This is a genomic window from Kribbella sp. NPDC049174 (assembly GCF_043197365.1).
Lineage (GTDB): Bacteria > Actinomycetota > Actinomycetes > Propionibacteriales > Kribbellaceae > Kribbella.
This window is the reverse complement of the sequence record NZ_JBICSZ010000010.1, coordinates 55,798-75,616: the sequence shown is the minus strand read 5'-3', so window position 1 is coordinate 75,616 and position 19,819 is coordinate 55,798. Positions and strand designations below refer to the sequence as shown.

17 protein-coding genes are annotated in these 19,819 nt (G+C 68.1%); 8 read left to right on the top strand and 9 right to left on the bottom strand.

Annotation, left to right across the window (positions count from 1 at the left end; all coding sequences use genetic code 11):
• Nucleotides 1-126 precede the first annotated feature (126 nt).
• The 7 genes from ACGFIF_RS36485 to ACGFIF_RS36455 all read right to left on the bottom strand — a co-directional run bounded on the left by ACGFIF_RS36485 (nt 127) and on the right by ACGFIF_RS36455 (nt 8,315).
• The gene (locus tag ACGFIF_RS36485) at nt 127-792 is read right to left on the bottom strand and encodes a MerR family transcriptional regulator (protein WP_393160904.1); all 666 of its coding nucleotides are present in this window, start codon (nt 790-792) and stop codon (nt 127-129) included.
• A 55-nt stretch (nt 793-847) separates the two neighbouring features.
• Nucleotides 848-1,972, bottom strand: coding sequence for an SMP-30/gluconolactonase/LRE family protein (locus ACGFIF_RS36480; protein WP_393160902.1), 1,125 nt, complete (start codon nt 1,970-1,972; stop codon nt 848-850).
• Complete coding sequence (locus ACGFIF_RS36475; RefSeq protein WP_393160900.1) at nt 1,969-2,391, bottom strand: hypothetical protein; 423 nt, start codon at nt 2,389-2,391, stop codon at nt 1,969-1,971. The genes ACGFIF_RS36480 and ACGFIF_RS36475 overlap by 4 nt, the downstream gene beginning before the upstream one ends.
• A gap of 132 nt (nt 2,392-2,523) precedes the next feature.
• Nucleotides 2,524-3,603, bottom strand: coding sequence for a hypothetical protein (locus tag ACGFIF_RS36470; RefSeq protein WP_393160898.1), 1,080 nt, complete (start codon nt 3,601-3,603; stop codon nt 2,524-2,526).
• A 163-nt stretch (nt 3,604-3,766) separates the two neighbouring features.
• Nucleotides 3,767-6,004, bottom strand: a complete 2,238-nt coding sequence (locus ACGFIF_RS36465) for an arylsulfatase (protein ID WP_393160896.1) — start codon at nt 6,002-6,004, stop codon at nt 3,767-3,769.
• A gap of 162 nt (nt 6,005-6,166) precedes the next feature.
• The gene (locus tag ACGFIF_RS36460; RefSeq protein ID WP_393160894.1) at nt 6,167-6,832 is read right to left on the bottom strand and encodes a hypothetical protein; all 666 of its coding nucleotides are present in this window, start codon (nt 6,830-6,832) and stop codon (nt 6,167-6,169) included.
• A 190-nt stretch (nt 6,833-7,022) separates the two neighbouring features.
• Entirely contained in the window at nt 7,023-8,315 is a 1,293-nt protein-coding gene (locus ACGFIF_RS36455; RefSeq protein ID WP_393160892.1) for a S8 family serine peptidase, read from the bottom strand.
• An 83-nt stretch (nt 8,316-8,398) separates the two neighbouring features.
• Between ACGFIF_RS36455 and ACGFIF_RS36450 the strand changes: the two genes are divergently transcribed.
• From ACGFIF_RS36450 to ACGFIF_RS36425, 6 genes are all read left to right on the top strand, one after another.
• Nucleotides 8,399-10,987, top strand: coding sequence for a CHAT domain-containing protein (locus tag ACGFIF_RS36450; protein ID WP_393160890.1), 2,589 nt, complete (start codon nt 8,399-8,401; stop codon nt 10,985-10,987).
• A gap of 73 nt (nt 10,988-11,060) precedes the next feature.
• Nucleotides 11,061-11,690 (top strand): RNA polymerase sigma factor, encoded by a 630-nt coding sequence (locus ACGFIF_RS36445; RefSeq protein ID WP_393160888.1) that lies wholly within the window; start codon nt 11,061-11,063, stop codon nt 11,688-11,690.
• Entirely contained in the window at nt 11,665-12,126 is a 462-nt protein-coding gene (locus tag ACGFIF_RS36440) for a hypothetical protein (protein WP_393160886.1), read from the top strand. Before ACGFIF_RS36445 ends, ACGFIF_RS36440 begins: the two co-directional genes overlap by 26 nt.
• Nucleotides 12,127-12,163: 37 nt before the next feature.
• Nucleotides 12,164-13,762, top strand: a complete 1,599-nt coding sequence (locus ACGFIF_RS36435) for a PASTA domain-containing protein (protein ID WP_393160884.1) — start codon at nt 12,164-12,166, stop codon at nt 13,760-13,762.
• A gap of 3 nt (nt 13,763-13,765) precedes the next feature.
• Nucleotides 13,766-14,401: a hypothetical protein gene (locus ACGFIF_RS36430; protein ID WP_393160882.1), complete on the top strand. Its 636-nt coding sequence runs from the start codon at nt 13,766-13,768 to the stop codon at nt 14,399-14,401.
• Between the two features lie 73 nt (nt 14,402-14,474).
• Entirely contained in the window at nt 14,475-14,951 is a 477-nt protein-coding gene (locus tag ACGFIF_RS36425) for a pyridoxamine 5'-phosphate oxidase family protein (RefSeq protein ID WP_393160880.1), read from the top strand.
• Between the two features lie 2 nt (nt 14,952-14,953).
• Here ACGFIF_RS36425 and ACGFIF_RS36420 read toward each other — a convergent pair whose 3' ends face one another.
• A complete protein-coding gene (locus ACGFIF_RS36420; protein WP_393160878.1) occupies nt 14,954-17,119 on the bottom strand; it encodes an MMPL family transporter in 2,166 nt (721 codons plus the stop codon).
• A 159-nt stretch (nt 17,120-17,278) separates the two neighbouring features.
• On the opposite strand from ACGFIF_RS36420, the gene ACGFIF_RS36415 reads away from it, so the two are divergent.
• Together ACGFIF_RS36415 and ACGFIF_RS36410 are read left to right on the top strand one after the other, a co-directional pair.
• Nucleotides 17,279-18,421 (top strand): sensor histidine kinase, encoded by a 1,143-nt coding sequence (locus ACGFIF_RS36415; RefSeq protein WP_393160876.1) that lies wholly within the window; start codon nt 17,279-17,281, stop codon nt 18,419-18,421.
• Nucleotides 18,418-19,080 (top strand): response regulator, encoded by a 663-nt coding sequence (locus tag ACGFIF_RS36410; protein ID WP_393160874.1) that lies wholly within the window; start codon nt 18,418-18,420, stop codon nt 19,078-19,080. Before ACGFIF_RS36415 ends, ACGFIF_RS36410 begins: the two co-directional genes overlap by 4 nt.
• Here ACGFIF_RS36410 and ACGFIF_RS36405 read toward each other — a convergent pair.
• Nucleotides 19,064-19,609: a hypothetical protein gene (locus ACGFIF_RS36405; RefSeq protein WP_393161432.1), complete on the bottom strand. Its 546-nt coding sequence runs from the start codon at nt 19,607-19,609 to the stop codon at nt 19,064-19,066. The two genes, ACGFIF_RS36410 and ACGFIF_RS36405, sit on opposite strands and share 17 nt — an antisense overlap.
• Between the last annotated feature and the right edge of the window lie 210 nt (nt 19,610-19,819).

Sequence of the window (19,819 nt, the reverse complement as noted above, 5' to 3'; positions counted from 1 at the left end):
GGGCGTGGTCAGACGACGGCATGGGTGTAGGACCGCCGGACTCCGGCGGTCCTTCACCTGCCGTTACGCAACGGGCGAGCGCTCAGTCAGCGCCTCTGTGCGGACGGGTCTTGCCGGGCGGCGCGTCTACTTCGCCGGCTTGCGGCGTGGACTGGATTTCGTCCGAGCGGTCTTCGCGGGCCGGAGCTTGCGGGCGGTGGCGTCTTCCTGGGCCAGCCGTCGGAGGGCGCCGAGCATGGCGTCGCCCAGGATGCCGGTCACGACCACGGCTCCGGCCCGGTTGTCGAGGCCTTCTCTGGCCAGCATGAGGTCCACCTCGGCCTCGGCGAGCTCGTGTGCGGCCGCCGCGTAGCGGTCGAGCAGTCCCAGCACGTCGTCGTACCCGAGGCGTTCGAGGGTCTCGATCGTTGTCGCGAGCACCGATCGGGCCGGGTTGTCGTCGCGCACCCGCCAGCCGAGCCGGTCGAGCAGGTCCTGCACCCGCGCGTTGGCGTCGGATTGATCGGATGGGGACAGCTCGCGCACCAGTGAGTACTGCACCAGCCCCAAGGTGGCGAACTCGTCCCCGTCCTTCGTCTCCAGGTGCCGGAAGAGTCTGCCGACGGCCGCGATCGGCATCTCGCCCACCTCGACCATCGCCCGGATCAGCGTGAGGCGGCGGACGTGTGAGTCGTCGTACGTCGCCTGGTTCGGACTGGTGAACCGGCCCGACGGCAACAGGCCTTCGCGGAGGTAGTAGCGGATCGTCGGGATGGGCACCCCGGAACGCTCACTGAGTTCCGTCATCCGCATGCCGGCGACCTCGCCTCTCTCATCGACCAGTGACGAGTGCGACTATACGTAACGCTCAGCCTCGCTCCGCGACCATTGAACGAACAGGCTGCCCGAGCAGCGCGCCGAGATACCACCGTCCGTTGTGCGGTACGACGTTCGTCGCGGCCGGGTCGAGGCCGGTGTGCAGGTGTCGTGGGCGCCCGGTGGAGTCGAGCACCAGGATGTCCCCGGTGAGCGGGTCCTCCTCGTTCACGAAGAGCGAGTTCGGCAAGCGGATCATGAGCTGGCGCCCGAGCGCCGTCGGCAGGACGAGCGAGTCGAGGGCGCTGTTCCGGTCGTACAGTGCGACGAGCATCGAGCCGTCGGCGTCGAGGTTCAGGCCGTCCGGGATGCCGGGCAGGTCGTCGACGAGCACCTCGGTCGCACCGTCGGCGAGCGTGTGCCGCAGGATGCGATAGCGGGTCGACTCGGCGATCCACAGCGCGTCCCCGGCAGTGAGAGCGAGACCGTTCGGGAAGTAGAGGCCGTCGAGAACCTGCTCGGTCTTGCCGCTGGCGAGGTCGTAGCGCAGCAGTCGGCCGGATGGGCGCCCGTCGATGAGATCAGGCATCAGGTACGACGGAACGTCGCCGAGAACCGTGGTGTTGTACCGCGAACTCGAGTCGGTGAACCACACGACACCGTCCGAACCGATGACGAGGTCGTTGGCGAAGCGAATCGGCTCGCCGGCGGCCTCGCCTGCGAGCAGGGTCACAGTGCCGTCCGGAGCGACCGACTGCAGACCCTTGCCGTGGTTCGCGACGACCAGGTTCTGCCGCGCGTCGAACGCCAGTCCGAGGGGACGCCCACCCACCACCGCGAAGCGCTCGGTCGATCCGTCCGGGCGGACCCGGCGGATGACGCCGTCCCGATCGCCCGTGTACACCCGGCCGGCGCGGTCCACGGCGATGTCCTCCGGACCGTACGGCGATTCGGTCGTGAGCGGCTCGACCTGGGCGGGGGAGCGCAGCTCGTTCGCGATCTCGAGACCCGGCCCCGGACTCCAGGTCTGCGGCCGGAAGTCGTCGACCGGTGGTGACACCGCGGTGAGGAAGATGCCCAGGGCAAGCGATGGCAGGACGAGGAGAGCGACGGCGACGATCAGCACCAGCCTGCGCACCCGGCGCCGTCGGGTCGCTGTGCCAGGTGACGGGTTCACGAGGTTCGTTCCAGGTTCGCTGCCGAACCCCGAAGAGAGCCCGCGATCGAGCTGGCGATGATCGCGATCAGGACGGCGATGCAGGCGAGGTCGAAGATCTGAATGAAGGTGCTGGCCTGTTCCTGTGCCTCCGGACGGGAGAAGGTCAGCGCCAGCGCGACACTCTTGGACAGGATCACACCCGCCGCGATCGGCAGCCGGATGTCGGGCCGGAACGCGGCCCACACCAGCGCCGCACCCGCCAGCAGTTGGAAGACTCCACGATGCTGCAGCAGAGTGAGCACCATCGGCTCGGGATCGACGATCCCGTAACTCTCGAGCTGCTCCGGCTGAACCAACGCCAGCACCGGCACCGCGGTGAACGCACCCATGACGACCAGCGCGACGCGCGTCGCGACCTCTCCGGCTCGATTTCGCATGCCTGGCTCCTCCTGCAGAAATCAATAGTGTCACTTCACACTACAGATAGCGGGGCTTGGCGCGCTAGATGGCAAGCGGAATCGGCCTGGCCGGTGTGTTCACCCGACCAGGCCGAGTAAGGGGAACTGGTGTCAGTAGCCGCGGATGGTGAACGGCTTGGTGAGGCCTGCCTGGTAGCGGGAGCAGGTCGGGAAGTACACGCGGTAGATCACGTTGCCGACGTACGGCGGCTGCGCGAGCACGGTGAACCGCCCGCTCTGCCGGACGACGTCCTGGCTCACTCCGCGCCACACCGTCGCGCCCGACAGACGCTGCAGGATCACCGCGCAGTTGGAGGGAGCACCCGCCACCGTGCCGTTGACCGGCACGATCGTGCCGACCGGGGCGCTTGTTTTGGAGGGCGTAGCGCCGACGATCCCGGGCCGGCTGACCGACCAGCCGAGCCCCGCGGTGTCGAACGCACGGCCGCGCAGCCGGACACAGTTCAGGGCGTCCCCGGCAGCGGCCGGATAGGTCCGTTCGACGATCCCGGAAGTGTTGGTGAGATAGCGGTCCCCGTCGTGCTCGACGCAGAGATTGTCCCAGGTGATCTGGACGTTGATCCGGCTGCCGTACGGCTTGCCGGTCGCGGAGTCGAAGATCGCGACCCGGGCCTTGTACGCCGATCCGAACGGCACCACCTTCGGGAGGATCGAGACGCCGATCTTCGGCAGGTGGACGCCGGTGACGGTGATACTCGGACCGGCGAAGGGGGTCGGGCTCGTCATGCTGCCGTCGGAGCCGTCGATGGTCTGGCCCTGCATAACGCCTGAGACCTTGAACGTCCCGTTCGCCGTCGACGGCACGTAGAGCGAGCCCTTCCACACCCCGTTCTGGATGGTTCCGGAGCTCAGCGTCAGGAGCGCGGCGACCATGTAGCGCGCCGGCCCGGTGCCGCCGGTGCGATCCAGGAAGACGTTGAGATAGATGGGGTACGACTCATCCGTGTCGTACCCACCGACGACGGTGACCGGTACGGCCACCGTGTTCAGCCCGGAGACGGCGACCGCCGTCCGTCCGAGCGTGACCGAGGTGACCGTCAGGTTCGGATCCGGCGAACTCACCTTCTCCGGTACGGCGGACGCGGCGGGTGCCGTCACCGCCGCGAACACCAACGAAACCGCCGCGGCCAGCCCCGCCCAGCCTTTCGACCTGAGACCTCCTGTACGCATGCCCGCAGAATGGCAGCCGAACCCGCCGCTGCCTAGCGCCCCGGATCAACGAAATACCTTTATTTGCAGGCCGAACGCCAGGACGACCGCCACCACACAACGATCGCCCGACAATCCGTTCCCAACCGCAACTTCCGCGGCCGAGCGTGCATCTATCTACCCTCTAGTCGACGGTTTCGAAGAGGGGAATGTCGTCGTCCTCCAGGGCGATGACGATGCGGTCGAGGTGGCCCTGGTAGGGGAAGGGGTCGTCGTACTCGGAGGAGGCCGGGGAGGCGCCGTCCTGGCCGATGTCCAGGCCCTCCCAGCCGTGGAAGTGGGGGAGTACGGCGTCAAGCTTGCCGGAGGCAACCTCTTTTGCGCCGACCAGCAGTCGTACGGAGGCGGTGCGGTCGCCCGTCTGCTCGATGCTGACCGCGAGTTCCGTCGTACCCACGGGAATGGGGGACTGGGAACGCACGACAGTGTGTTGACCAAGATAGTTGTGGTCGAATGTCAGACAACTGTTCTTGACGAACAAGGAGAACCCGGTGGCAACGCCGCCGAGCGCTACCAGTACTCCGTCGCCGTCCGACGCGGCGCGCTCGACGTAGGCAGTGATGCGGTGCGAGCGATTCATCGTCGGAGGGCACGCGGCGGCCGGCAGGTGTGGCATCCCGCGGTAGTAGACGAACCGGCGGCGGGCGCGGATCGATCCCGGCCTGGCGACCTTGGCCCGGACGGCGAAGCCACGGTCGTCGAGCGGCAGGACGTCGTACTTGCCTGCCTCGGCCCAGAATCGTTGCTGCAGCTCGGCGAGCTTGTGCGGGTAGCGGGCCGCGACGTCGTCGGACTCCGACCAGTCGGTCGCGGTGTCGAACAGTTCCCACCGATCGTCGGCGTAGTCTGTGCCGCGCTGGTGGTAGGCGACGGCCTTCCACCCGTCGTGCCAGATGGCGCGGTGTCCGAACATCTCGAAGTACTGGGTGCGATGACGGGTCGGTGCCGCGCCGTCGTTGAAGGTGTAGGTCAGCGGAGTGCCGTGGATGGGGAGCTGCGGCACGCCCCGGTAGACCTCCGGCGCCTCCAGACCGACGACGTCGAGCACAGTCGGAGTGATGTCGGTGACGTGGTGGAACTGTGAGCGGACCACGCCGGGTTCGGCGATCGCGTCGGGGTACCTCACGATCAGCGGGACCCGTATGCCGCCCTCGTGTGTGTTCTGCTTGTAGCGCCGGAACGGCGTGTTCCCTGCCTGCGCCCAGCCCCACGGATAGTTCGAGTGACCGCGTGGTCCGCCGATCTCGTCGAGGTGCTCCAGGTTCCAGGCGAAATCCGGTTCGATGCCGTTCTGGAAGGCGGCCGGGTTGAGCGATCCGCGTTGACCACCTTCCTGACTTGCACCGTTGTCAGACAAGAGCACAAGCATGGTGTTGCTGAGCCGGCCCAGTGCAGCCAGGGCGTCGATGAACCGACGCAACTCGGCATCGGTGTGGTCGAGCATCGCGGCGTACGCCTCTTGCAGACGAGCGAACAGGCGGCGCTCGTCGGCGGTGAGATCCGCCCACGGATCGACCCCGTCGTTGCGAGGTGGCAGCCGGGTGTCAGGCGGTATGACACCGAGCTCCTTCTGCCGGGTGAACCGTGCCTCCCGGATGACGTCCCAGCCCTCGTCATAGCGACCGCGGTACTTGTCGAGGTACTCCTGCGGAGCCTGATGCGGCGCATGCGCGGCGGCGAACGCGAGATGGAGGAAGAACGGCTTGTCCGGTGTCACCGAGGTCTGGGCTCGGACGAACGAGATCGCCCGGTCGACCAAGTCGGTGGTCAGGTGATAGCCGTCCTCGGGTCGCCCCGGAGCTTCGATTGCGTGGTTGTCGGCGTAGAGCTCGGGATAGAAGCAGTCGGTCTCGGCCTCGAGGAAGCCGTAGTACCGCTCGAATCCCCGTCCGAGCGGCCACTGGTCGTACGGACCGGACGCGGTGGTGTGCTCAGTCGGAGCCAGGTGCCACTTGCCGACGCACATCGTGTTGTAGCCGGCGTCGACCAGCATCTCGGCCAAGGTCGCGGCGGCCTTCGTGACGTGGCCGCGGCCGTTCGGGTAGCCGGTGTCGAGGTTGGACAGCAGGCGCATGCCGACCGAGTGGTGGTTCCGCCCGGTCAGCAGGGACGCCCGGGTCGGCGAGCACAGCGGTGTCGCGTGGAAGTTGACGTAGCGCAGCCCGTCGGCGGCCAGACCGTCGATCGTCGGGGTGTCGATCTCCGAGCCGAAGCAGCCGAGATCGGCGAACCCGACGTCATCGAGGACCACGTAGACGACGTTCGGTGCCGACGCTCCCGTCGTCCGGACCGGCGCCCAGTGCGGCACGGAGTCCAGATGGGTCAGGCCGATACGACCCTGGAACGCACAGCTCTCACTCATGATCCTCCAGCCCGATCGGCGACGCGCACTGGTCTGACCAGTGCACTTAGCAGCGACAGGTGCCAGGATTTCTCCGCCGCATGCCGCTGTCAAGTGATCGCGGTGAGGGCGGTCCACCCTCTGGACGGGCGCAGTACGCCCGCCCACGAGGGCGGCTTCGGATCAGGTCGAGGCGTGGTGGTCGCTTGGCGACGACGGCTTGGCGTCGCCCGTCGAAGCGGTCGTCTCCTTCGCGGTCGCCTTCGCGCGCCTCGGGCCGCGGGTGCGCGGCCGGGCGGCCGGCGCCAGGCGCGGCGCCGCGTCGAGCAGGCGGCGCAGGCGCTGAATCACCTGGTCGGTGAACAGACCGGCCAGGCAGCCGGTGAGGACGAGGACAGCCACTCCCGCGCTGGAGGTGGTTTCATCCCCGATGCTGATCAGTCCGGTGTTGACGGCGACGACCGAAACAGCACCGAGGAGTGCGGACCACAGCGGGCGCAGGACGTACCACGAGACGGGTCTGTGGTCACGTGCCCTCGAACTGCGAGCGACGTCCATGGTCTGACGGATGACGCTGCCGGCCGCGCCCGCGGCCGCACCGACGATGAGCAGACTCATGTTCAGCGTGACGTCGAACTGCACGAACCACCAGTCGACCGTCGTGCTCGCCACCTCGTGTGGCTTGGCGGTCTCCTGCGCGGCGACGAGATGCTCGGCCAGGCCGTACGCCCAGATGAGAATCGCCAGACCAGCGACGGCCTCGACGATGTTGATCGCGACGATCAGCCGGCGGATGGTGGACCGCTTGGGCTTGCGACGTACTCCGGTTGGACCATGCGTGCTGGTCATGGGAACTCCCTTCCACTCGTGCGGAGTTTCGGGAGTACTTCGAGATACACGGCCCGGTCGCTGTATCACCGGCGTCGTCGCGGCCTCCGACAAAGTAGGTCGGGGGGAGGCTGACGCGGTGCGGGACGGGGGGACTGGCCGCACCGCGTCAGCGTGTACTGGGGTAAGTGCCGTCAGCGTGAACGGCCTGTCACTTGGTTGACGCTCGCGCATCACCCGGTAGCAGGACCGGCCCGACATCCGGGAGGACCCGTGTCCGGCTGTAGGCGAGCAGGGCGTTGGCGGCCTGCTTGGGCCGCTCGCCGGTCAAGGAGATCCGGGCGGCGATCAGGCCCGCGACCACTGGCGTCGAGAACGAGGTGCCGCTCCAGCGCGCCATCCCGGCGAACTTGCGCAGTTGGCCCTTGTTCGGCCGCTCGGTGCATTGGTATTCCCCGGTCAGAAACGCGTTGACCAGATTCTCTCCGGGCGCGTAGACGTCCACCCAGCTGCCGAAGTTGCTGAACGACGCGCGGGAGGTTTCGTCGGCGGCCAGCGCACCCACCGAAACGGCCTCGGGATGTGCGGCCGGCCAGAACTGCCGGTCATCACCGTCATTGCCGGCCGCGGCGACGAGCACCGGTCCGTCCGCGCTGTTCTCCCTCGGCCTGCTGAAAGCACCGAGGGCCAGCGACGGAATGTCGAAACGCGTCTTGGAGCCGGCCGAGAGACTGATGATGTCCGGATCCTCGGCCAGCGCCTCCGCCAGTCGATCGGCCAGATCCACTTCGAACATCGCACCCGCCTTGTCGAAGTAGCTCTTGACCACCACCTCGGTCTTCGGCGCGATCGCCCGGACGACTCCCGCGATGAAGGTCCCATGCCCCGCGTACGGGCGAATCAGTCCGGTCTCGGGGTCGAAGGCCAACTCCTCCTCGCCGGTCACGCCGTCCAGCCAGCGCGCATGCGGCGCCTCGGTCCAGCCGACGTCCAGGACGACCACTTTCACCCCGCGCCCGTCGGCTTTGCCCACCATGCTCAGGAATGGCTCAGGAGCGGCGCCGTCGGACACGACCTCGGGTTCCGTCGCGGGGCAGGGGCTGACGCTCTTGCAGACGTAGACCAGGTGGTCCGGAGTGACAGTGCCGCGTCCGAGCTGTACGTCGGCCTGCTCCAGGAAGCGTTGGGTCGGAGTAAGGCGATCGCCGCCGGGTGCGTCGGCGGGTACGACGGCAGGCAGGTCGAGCTGGGTGACGCCGAGGCGGCTGCGCCGAACATCCCCGCCACGGAAGAGATCGAGTGTCCTGGGCGCGTCGTGGTCGCGGACCAGCACACTCCCGGCGCGGTAGATCGAGTTCACCCCTGCGGTGCGCCAGTCCGGCGGATCGATCTCGATCTCGTCGCCGAATTCGGCCAGAATCAGATTGATCTGATCTTCGAATTTATCGTTTGAATCATCGGCCGGCGGGTTGTCGTTTCCGCCTGAGTTCTGGTTGTCCGACATTTTCTTCCCCCTAGTGATCACTGGCACGGGTATCCCGGCCAGCTAACATTTCACTGTGCCGACAAACCGGGGGGTGTGTCGAGGTGACGGCGGCGCCGGAGGACCTGTTGACGCTGGCTTTGGCGCGTCCGCATGAAGCGATTTCGGGCGCACGGCAGCTGCTGGCGAGCGGTCCACCACAACTCACCGCGTCGATCGCCCACCAGGCCTACGGCATCGGCCTGCGTCAGTTGGGCGACGTCGACTCAGCGATCCAGGAGCTGCGGCTTGCGCTGCGGCTGGCGGCACAGTCCGGGCACCGGCAGCGCGAGCTCGACGCGCTGGCCACATTGGGCGCGACTCTCGGACGAGCCGGCTACGGCAAACAAGGGCTTGCCTGCCTGGAGCGTGCGGTCGCCGGCAGCCGCGGTGCGCTCGCCGGGCGGAACCTGATCCGACGGGCCGACGTACTCCTGGTGCTGGGACGACACGAGGACGCACTCGAGGATCTTCGTGGCGCGGTGACTCGGTTGCGCCGGGCCGGCGACCAGGTGTGGGAGGCCCGCTCGCGCAACTACCGCGGATTCGCTCACCTCGCGCTCGGCCAGACCCGTCAGGCCGATGCGGACTTCGCGGTCGCCGAACGCATGTACGCCGCGGGCAAGCAGGCGTTCGAGTTCGCCGAAGCGAGGCAGAACCGGGGTCTGGTTGCGTTCGCCCGGGGAGATCTGCCGCTCGCCCTCAAGTACCTGGGCGAGGCCGGTGTGCGATTCGAGCGGCTGGGGGTCGCCTGGCCTGACCTGGCGATCGACCGTTGCCGGGTGCTGCTCGCCGCCGGGCTGACCTCCGAGGCACAGGACGAGGCCCGTCATGCGGTCGCCGAGATGGAGAAGAACGGTGGTCAGCCGACGAAGAAGGCCGAACTGCTGTTCACTGCGGCCGCAGTGGCGTTGGCCGCGGCGGATCCGCTGACCGCGGATGAACGTGCCGAGGAGGCGCGCCGCTTGTTCTCCGCCCAGCACCGGTCGTGGTGGTCGGCGCGGGCAACGATGGTCCAGCTCGAGGCCCATTTCCTGGCCGGCGAACGCGGACCACAACTGCTGCGCCGAGCTGTCGCGGCGGCAACACGCCTCGATCAGCTCAGGGCGACGGAATCCTCCGCCGCGCATCTGCTCGCGGGCCGGCTCGCGCTGGCTGAGGGCCGCCGCGTGACGGCCGACCGCCAACTGGAACGCGCCGCCGAACTGGGCCGAGGCGCACCACCGCTTGCGCGGGCGGCGGCCCTGCTGGGCAAGGCATTGCAGGCAGAGGCTCGCGCGGACGTGCGCGGGATGCTGACCGCGTGCGCCCGTGGTCTGGATGCTCTGGACGAGCACCGCCTGATGATGGGTGCGACCGAACTGCGCGCCAGAGCTACCGCACACGGCGCTGAGCTGGCGAGGCTGGCACTGCGTGACGCGGTACGACGCAAGGACCCGCATCGACTCCTGGTCCGGAGCGAGCGGTGGCGCGCGACCGCCCTGGCGGCGGCACCGATGCGTCCTCCCGGCAACAAGCAGTTGGTCGCCGACCTCGCCGCCCTTCGGGACGTGGTGAGGCGGGCCGAAGACGTCGCCCCGGGCACACCCGCCGGTACGGCGTTCGAGCGCGAGCGGAGACGGCTCGAAGGCGCCGTCCGATCCCGGACGTTGAAGGCACCCGGCCACGATGCGATGGCCATCGCCGAGTTCGACCTCGGCCAAGTCTTCGCCGAGCAGGGCGACACCACTCTGGTCGAGATGGTCGAGGTGGACGACATCCTTCAGGTGGTCGTGGTCCGCGACCGGCGAATGCGGCTGCACCCGGTGGGTCCACTGTCCGTGGCCACCTTCGAGGCGCAGCGTGCCCTGTTCACTTTGCGACAGCTGGCCCGTGGCCACGGGACAACCGGGCCGGCTCTGGACGTCATCGGTGCGCGCCTCTCGTCGGCGCTGTTGGGCCACGCAGCGACCGATCTGGGGGACGGGCCGGTGGTGATCGTTCCCCCTGGCCGGCTGCAGGCCTTGCCCTGGCATCTGCTCCCGCCGCTGGCGGACCGCCCGGTGAGCGTGGCGCCGTCGACGGCGATCTGGCTGCGGGCTCGCCACTTGCGGCCGCCACCAGGACACCGGGTGGCGTTGGTTCTGGGCCCTGGTCTGACCGCGGCCGGCGCGGAGATACGTCGACTGGCCGAGCGATACCCGGAGGCGACTGTGCTCAGTGAGGGCGCGGCCACTGCGGAACGCGTTCTGCGTGCCTTGGACGGGGCCTGGCTGGCGCACATCGCGGCCCACGGGTCCTTCCGCTCGGACAGTCCGATGTTCTCGTCGCTCCAGCTGGACGACGGGCCACTCACCGTGTACGACATCGAGCGGCTCGGGCACGCGCCGTACCGGTTGATCTTGTCCTGTTGTGAGTCCGGGCTCGCACACCCCGTGGGCGCGGACGAGTTGCTCGGTCTCACCAGCAGTCTGGTGCCTCTCGGTGCGGCCGGGATCCTGGCGAGTGTGGTGCCGGTGAACGACCAGGCCGCCGTACCGGTGATGACAGCGCTGCACGACAACCTGCACGCAGGGCAGTCGCTCGCCGAAGCCCTTGCGAGTGTTCGGGCCGGTTGCGGCGACGACCCGATCGCCGTTGCCACCGCCTGCTCCTTCGTGGTACTCGGGGTGTGAACAGGCATGTATCACCGTGCCCACGAGCGACTCCGTCCCATTAGAACGTTCCTACATTTGAGGGAGTCACGGGATGCGCGATGACCCGACCGTGATCCGGATGGTCGTAGGCGCCAGGAACGGCGACAAGGGCGCTTGGGACGAGTTGGTCGAACGGTACGCGCCGTTGGTCTGGACGGTCAGCCGGCGGTTCAGGCTGTCCGCCGAAGATGTCGACGATGTCGGTCAGACCGTGTGGCTGTTGCTGATCGAGCATCTGCCCGGTCTGCGTGATCCGGCCGCGTTGCCGGGGTGGATCGTCACCACCACTCACCGCGAGTGCCTGCGGGTGGTGCGGACCGGACGGCGTACCGAGACGCTCGCTCCGGCCGACGCCCCCGCGGAGATTCCTTGGACGGGGCCCTCGGTCGACGAGGAACTGCTGGCGCATGAGCGTCGCGAAGTGGTTGGGGCCGCGTTCACCCAACTTTCGCCACGCTGTCAGTCGCTCCTGTCGATGCTCGTGCAGGACCCGCCGGCGCCGTACTCCGAGATCAGCCAGAAACTGCACATGCCGATCGGAAGCATCGGTCCCAACCGGGCCCGGTGTCTGGATCGAATGCGCCGTACGCCGGCACTCGCCGCGCTGATCGGAATCCGGAACGACACCGCCCCCGAACCGGAAGAAGGTGAGCAGCATGGCAAGCCAATGGTGGAGCGATGACGACCAGTTGCTGGAGGTCTTGCGGGATGCGATGAGCACCGCGCGGGAGCTTCCACCCGGCTTCGTCGACGTGGGGAAGGCGGCCTACGCCTGGCGCACGATCGACGCGGAGCTGGCCGCACTGACCTATGACTCCGCGTGGGGCGCCGAAGAACTCACCCTCACCCGTTCGGAGAGCGCGATGCTTCGCACGCTCACGTTCGCCTCCGAGGCCCTGACCATCGAACTCGAGCTGACCCCGCACGAGGTGCTCGGCCAGATCAGTCCGCCACAGGCCGGCACGGTGAGATTGGCAGCCGACAGCGAGGATGTCGGCACCACGCCGATCGACGACCTCGGGTTCTTCATCGTCAGCCCGGCACCACGCCACCCGTTCCGGTTGGTCTGCCAGGTTGCGGCCGGGATCACCGTGATGACGGGCTGGATCTCGCCGTAACAGGTATCAGCCCCAGCCACTGTGACTCCGTCCCAGTATGGCTGGAGTCCGTTGTTCTACTCGCGAACTGGCCACGCTCGTGGTGGCCGGCGTACTCGCGCTCCTGCTCGCAGTGGGAGCCGCCGGGTCCGCGCGCGCAACGGCTGAGGATGCATCGGAGCTCGAGCTCAGCCGGGTCAGCGGCCCGCCCGACACCGAGGTGGTTGTCGAGTCCGGCAGCTTTGGCAAGTGCACGAACAGTCCCCGGGTGAATCTGCTGATCGACCAGCGAGCCGTCGGTGGAACGGTGGCCGTCTACTGGGACGGCAAGGACAAGAAGATCGAGCAGGTGGTTGAGTCCGATGGTTCGATCAGCATGTCGTTCCGCGTTCCGGAAACCGCGCCTGGCGAGTACGACGTTGTGGCTCGTTGCGTCGACGACGAGGACATCGAGGACTCTGCCTCGTTCCGGGTCACGCCGAAGCCTGTTGCGGTGCCCGGCTTGGGCGGCATGGATCGCGACGAGGCCGAGCGAACGCTGGTCGGGGACGGGTTGGTGCTCGGCAAGACGTCGGGCGACGGGGAAACGGTCGAGAGCCAATCCCCGTCAGCAGGCACCATGGTCGAGCCCGGTACCCCGGTCGACGTCGACTTCGGCACTGCGCCGCTGCCGGCGGTCGTGCCGAACGTGGTTCGCCTCTCGCGAACCCAGGCTGTCGATGCTCTGGAGTCCGCAGGCCTTCGGCTCGGGCGCGTGTCCGGGCGCGGGGGCGTCGTACGCGGTCAAAGCCCAGAGCCCGGCACGACAGTGCGTCGCGGCAGTCCTGTCGACATCACGGTCGGTTCGGTGACGCGGCTGGTCACGGTGCCGCGGGTGATCGGCCTGACGCCCGAGGACGCCGCTTCCGTCCTCACTGACCGGCGGCTCGTGCTGGGCCAAGTGTCCGGCGACGGGGAGAAGATCCGCGGCCAGCGTCCGAGGGCAGGCACCAGGGTGCCTGCCGGGAGTGCGGTCAACGTGACGGTCGAGCGAGACGTGGTTGTGCCGGTGCTGATCGCGGTGCCCAATCTGGTCGGACGCAAGGTGGCTGCGGCTCGGGTGGCGTTGACAGATCTTGGGCTGGTGCTCGGCGGGACGCCGGCCGGCGATCGCACCGTCGCGGGGCAGCAACCAGCTGCGGGGACGCTGGTTGCGGCCGGCAAGGTCGTGACCGTGACGCTTGCTGCGCCTCCGATGATCCGGGTGCCGGATCTGGTCGGCGGGAGCGCAGCCAGTGCTCGTACGGCGTTGTCCGCCGTGGGATTGGTGTTCGGCGGCACCTCGGACAGCGATCGCGACATCGTGGGCCAGCAGCCGGCCGCCGGCACTCTCGTGCTTGCTGGAAGCACCGTCACCGCGACGTTCGCTCAATCGTCGTCTCCGTGGCCGGCCGTGGCTGTGCTGTCGGCGCTCTTGCTGGGGTCTGCCGTCGCGACGTACCGCGTTGTGAAGCAGCAGCTGGACCAGCAGTGGATCAGCAACAGACTCCGGATCGTTGCCCGGCAGTCGGCCGCCGTCGCGCCGAGGATCACGGAGTCGAACAGGTCGGCGGCGATGCCGGTGGTGCGGATCGAGCCGCATGCCGACCCCGGTACACACATTCTCGAGGAGGTCTGACTCATGACCGCTCCAACACTGATCGACGATGCGCCTGTTCACGCGCCGTTGACTGCCGACGCGCTCCTGTTCGGCGCGGGGGCTGAGACCGCCGAGGAGCTGGGGCGCGCGATCAGCGAGCTCGACGTCACCCGTTCTGCCCTTCGGCCGATCCGTCGGCTGTCCAGCTCGGCGGTCGCGGCTGTCGAGCGAGAGATCGGTACGGTGACCGACGGTCTGCTGGATGTGGATCTCGGCGACGTCCTGTTGTCGGCCTGGCAGACGTACTCGAAGCTGACCGACGCAGCCCGCCGTACTCTGGCGATCAGCGGCAGCGAGGAGATCGTCAGCCTGGTGTCGCACATCGTCCGATCGACGTACTCGCCGCACGTCGACCTCGTGGTCGACGGAGTGCTGATCCACTCCTTCACGTTCGACCTCGAAATCGTCTTCGAGGTGATGCCGTTGCAGGCCGTCGTCAGAGCCGGCACGCTGGCGGCGCTCCGCGGTGGCGAGTGCACGGTGACGGCGACCCTGAGCCTCGACGGCACCGAGCTGGCCAAGACTGTGCGTACGGTCGACCTGGCGCTCACGATGCGTCTGCATCCACCGCGTCCATTGATCACCAGCTCTGTAGCCACCCAACCCTTCCCCAGCTGACCGCCGATCACTGCCCCGCTCCTGTTGCCCCCAGGCTGGCGGGGCAGCGATCGTGTGTGAGGAGGTGGTTGGGGTGCCGGGTCGGGAGAGGTTGGTGCTGCCCAAGGGGTACGGGCGGACGACGAAGATGATGAGCTGGGAGAGTGTGCGGGCTCAGTTGGTGGAGGCCAAGCAGTACTGGCTGGCGACGAATCGGGTGAGTGGCAGTCCGCATCTGGTGCCGGTCGATGGGCTGTGGGTTGATGATGTGCTGTTCTACGGCGGTAGCCCGGACACCGTGCATGTCCGGGCCGCGCGGACGAATCCGAACGTGACTATTCATCTTCCCGATCCATGGAAGGTCGTGGTGGTGGAGGGCGAGGTCCGGGTGTCCACCTCCTCACCGGAGCTGGCGCAGCGGCTTGCCGACCTGGCGAACGAGAAGTACGCCGAGTACGGGATGCAGCAGGACGCGAGCGCCTACGCCGAACCCGCGGCCGTCCATCCGCGGCGGGTGATTGCCTGGTCGACGTTCCCGAAGGACGCGACCAGGTTCACCTTTACCGACTGAGTTCAGACGAGTGCGTTGACCGGCTCGGGGCGGCGTACCTCCTGGGTGGGGAGGAGACGAGCCAGCCAGGCGGGGAGCCACCAGTTGGCTTGGCCCAGCAGCTTCATCACGGCCGGCACCAGCACCAACCGGATGATGGTGGCGTCGACGAAGACCGCGGTGGCCAGGCCGAGGCCGAACATCTTCGTGCTCGGATCGTCGTTCAGGACGAAGCTCAGGAAGACCGCGATCATGATCAGCGCGGCCGACGTGATCACCCGTCCGGTGGTGGCGATCCCGCGGACGACCGAGGCGTCGTTGTCGCCGGTCTCGAGGTACTCCTCCCGGATGCGGGAGAGCAGGAACACCTCGTAGTCCATCGACAGGCCGAAGAGGATCGCGAACATGAACATCGGGATGAAGGGGATGATCGGCACGGTCGTCTCCAGCCCGATCAGGGCGGCGCCCCAGCCCCACTGGAACACCATCACCATCACCCCGAACGAGGCACCGATGCTCAGCAGGTTCATCAACGCTGCCTTGAGCGGTACGACGACCGACCGGAAGACGACGGTCAGGAGTACGACGGACAGCAGGATCACCGCGCCGATGAACAACGGGAGACGCTCCCTGACCCTGTCACCGACGTCGGCCAGGCTCGCCGTCTGACCACCGACGTGAGCCTTGGCCGGGCTCTCGCCAATCACGGCGGGGAAGACATCCGCACGGAGTCGCTTGATCGTGTCCACCGTGGCGTCGTCCTGAGGCCCGGTGGTGGGGAACGCGACCAGCGTCGCGACGCCGGCCCCGGGGTTCACCTGGGGCGGCGCGACGTCGGCGATTCCTTCGTCGGCGCTGATGGCGTTGAGGAGAGGCTGTACGACGCTCGCGTCCTTCGAGATGTCGACGGCGATCACCAACGGCCCGTTGATGCCAGGACCGAAGCCGCCGGCGACCAGGTCGTAGGCCTGGCGCTGCGTGCGGCTTTCGGGCAAAGCGCCGTCGTCAGGGGTGCCGACCCTGAGCGCGAGCACCGGCGCGGCAAGTGCCAGGAGAAGGACTGTTGCACCGATGGCATACGCGGTGGCATGTCTGACAACGTGCTGTGCCCATCGTTGCCAGCCCGCGCCTGGGGAGGATGCCACCCTCCGGACGGCGAGACGGTTGATCCGGTGTCCGGCGAGCCCCAGGAACGCCGGAAGCAAGGTGATCGAGACGAGCACCATGGTCAGCACGATGAGCGAGATGGCGACACCAGCGGCAGTGATGAACGGTACGCCGGCCACGGCCAGGCCGAGGATCGCGATGACGACAGTGCCACCGGCGAGGACGACGGACCGGCCCGCGGTGGCGACAGCGCGTCCGGCCGACTCCTCGACGGTCATCCCTTGGGCGAGGTGTTCGCGGTGCCGGGTGACCAGGATCAGCGCGTAGTCGATCCCCACCCCGAGGCCGACCATGCTGCCGAGCACAGGTGCCCAACTCGGAATGTCGATCAGGTAGGCGACCAGCGACATCGAGCTGATCCCGAGCGCGAGACCGAACAGGGCCATCCCGATCGGCAGCCCCATCGCGATGATCGATCCGAACGCCAGCAGCAGTACGACGATCGCGGCGAACAGGCCGACCGCCTCGCCGAGTCCGCTCTCGGGTTCCTCGAAGGCGAAGAACAGGTCGCCGCCCAGCTCGATCCGGACCGGGAGATCCTGACCGGCCCGGGCCGCGAAGGCCTTGAGGTTCTCGAGGTCTTCCCGGTCCAGTTCCTCGAGCACCGGATACTGCAGCCGGATGATCGCGACGCGGCCGTCCGGCGACAGGACTCCGGGCGTCGCGGTCGGCGTGCCCGCGGGATCGCTGGTCCCCAGCACGTGCGGCAGCGCAGCGGCCGCTGACTGGACCTGCGACAAGGCGGCTCGCGCCTCGGCGGAGTCGAAGAACGTCACCTGATCATCGCGAGGTGTGACGACAACCTGAGCGGTGAGACCGGCCTGCTCCGACCCGGCGGACGTCAGCAGGTCGGTCGCGTGCTGGGAGTCGACTCCCGGTGCTCCGAAGGAGTCCTCGAGCTTTTGGCCGAACGTGCTGGACGCCGCGACCACGAGTACGGACACAACCAGCCAGGCCCCGATGACAGCCCATGGTCGACGCGCGGCGAACCGGCCCAACCGGTACAGCGAATGCGACATCATCCTTGATCCCCTCCAGCGACAGATGTGGTCACATCGTGGCGAGAAGCCGGCCGGCGGCACCTCGGGCGAAGGGCCGGACTTTCCTGGGCCGACCGGCCGATCGGCGCGCCGTACTTTGGGCTGATCCGCAGGTCCGCCCGGGGTATCTACGCTGAGGTCATGCTGACCAACGCCGTACGCGCGCTCTGGGCCGAACCGCGAGCGCCCAATCCGCCGGCGCGGGTCTGGCGGGACTGGGTGCTCGTCGCGGTGCTGGTGCCGACGGCGATCCTCGAAGGCGTTCTGCGGGAGGACCTGGTCTGGAGGCCTGTCGCGGTGGTTCTCGCGGTGGGGATCGTGTGTGCGCTGCCCTGGCGGCGCACACACCCGCTGGGGGTCGTGGCCGGCGCCTTCGGGGCGCTGGTCGTCGCGGACATCGGCAGCCTGCTCACCACCGGCGAGCCGGTCGGCCTCTCCTCCATGGCCTGCGTGCTGTTGCTGCCGTACTCGCTGGTGCGTTGGGGGTCCGGCCGCGAGATCGGGATCGGGCTGGTGTTCATCCTGGTCGCGCTGGCGATGGGTCTCGCCAGCGATTCGACCGGCCTGGTCGAGTCCATCTTCGGCAGCATGATCCTGCTGTTCCCGGCCACGCTCGGCGCGGCGGTCCGCAACTGGGCGACGTCCCGGATGCGTGAGCTGGACCAAGTGCGGCTGCGGGAGCGCGAGCAACTGGCCCGTGAACTGCATGACACGGTCGCTCACCATGTCTCGGCGATCGCCATCCGGGCGCAAGCCGGCCGGGTCGTCGCCGCCGCGGACCCCACGGCCGCATTGGATGCACTCGCCGTCATCGAGGAGGAGGCCTCGCGTACTCTCGCCGAGATGCGCATCATGGTCGGCGGTCTTCGCGACAACGGATCACCCGTGCTCGTTCCTCAACCCGGCGTCGCCGACCTCGAACAATTGGCTCGCAGCGTCGGAGAGCGGCCGCGGGTCGAGCTCCAACTGTCGGGCGACCTCGACGACCTCAATTCGTCGATCGGTACGGCGGTCTATCGCATCGCGCAGGAATCGGTGACGAACGCCGTACGCCATGCGCGTCACGCAACCCGGATCGACGTTCGCGTCGCCGGGGAAGCGGACTGCATTCGCCTGACCGTCTCCGACAACGGCGACGCCGGATCGATCGTGCGGAACCCGTCGGGTTACGGCCTGATCGGGATGAGCGAACGAGCGACGCTCCTCGGCGGTTTCCTGGAGGCAGGTCCTGGTCCGGACCGCGGCTGGACCGTCGAGGCGACGCTGCCCAGGGCAGCCCGATGACCATCCGGGTACTCGTTGCCGACGACCAGGACCTGATTCGCACCGGGCTCGCGATGATCCTCGACGCACAGCCCGACATCGAGGTCGTCGGTCTGGCCGCCGACGGCCACGAGGCGGTCGAGCTCGCCCGCCGGCTGCGGCCCGACGTGTGCCTGTTCGACATCCGGATGCCGGGGATGGACGGGATCGCGGCGACCCGCGAACTCGCCGGTGCCGGTGTCGACGATCCGCTCGCGATCGTGGTGATCACCACCTTCGATCTCGACGAGTACGTGCACGGCGCGCTCAAAGCCGGTGCCCGCGGATTCCTGCTCAAGGACTCCGGACCCGCGCTGCTGATCCAGGCGATCCACGCCGCCGCCGACGGTGATGCCCTGATCGCCCCGAGCATCACCGCCCGGCTGCTCGCCGCCTTCTCCGACGTACGGCGCGGCCGCCCACCGGCTCAACCCGTCGAGCCGCTCACCGGCCGGGAAGAGGAGGTCTTGGTCACTGTGGCCCACGGCCGGACCAACGCGGAGATCGCCGCCGACCTGCACGTCAGCCTCAGCACCGTGAAGACACACCTCGCCAGCATCATGGCCAAGCTCGGCGCCCGGAACCGGGTCGAGATCGTCATGTGGGCCTACGAGACAGGCCGCGTCACCAGATCGAGTTGAGGTGATGGAGGGATACCGCTGTCAGCTGTACAACACCCTCACTTGTCAGACAAAGATCGTTGCCAGGCTCGATGTTGAGGCATTCGTAGTACACGCCGGCGGCCGCGAAGATGGCGAGCTGGCCGCGGTCGACGAGGAGGCGGAGGGCGAGGGTGCCGTCGGGGGAGGGCCGGAGTGGGTGGCCGTTCAAGGCATGGGTGCCGATGTCGTAGGTGAGGTCGACACCGGTTCGGACGCGGAAGGTGAACGAGCCGGCGGTGGTGTCGGTCAGGTCGAAGACGGCTTCGAGGTCGAAGGACTCGGCGGGCTCATCGGCGAGCAGCGGAGTCTCCGGAGACAGTTGCGTTGGGCCCCAAGTTCTGGTCGTACGGCGTAGAGCGCGGATCTCGTCGACCGGCACGCTCTGGATGCGAGGCCCGTCAGGACTGGAGACCAGGCGTTGTTCGACCGGGAAGCTGGCGTTGCCCGTCCAGGTCGACCCGCGGTTCTCGCCCTGCCAGGCCATCGTGACGATGCGGCCGTCAGGCATGTTGTCGAACGACTGAGCCGCATAGTACGGACCGGCCGCCGGGCCGGGGTTGACCGTGATCGTCTGCGGTTCCGTCCACGTCGTGGTGAACTCCGGCCGTCGAAGTCGCCGACGACGTACGATCCGCGGCCGTCCCGCAGTACGTAGGTGAGTTCGCCGTCCAACTCCATCGGTGTGAAGTCGGGGCACTCGAAGAACCAGTCGGCCACG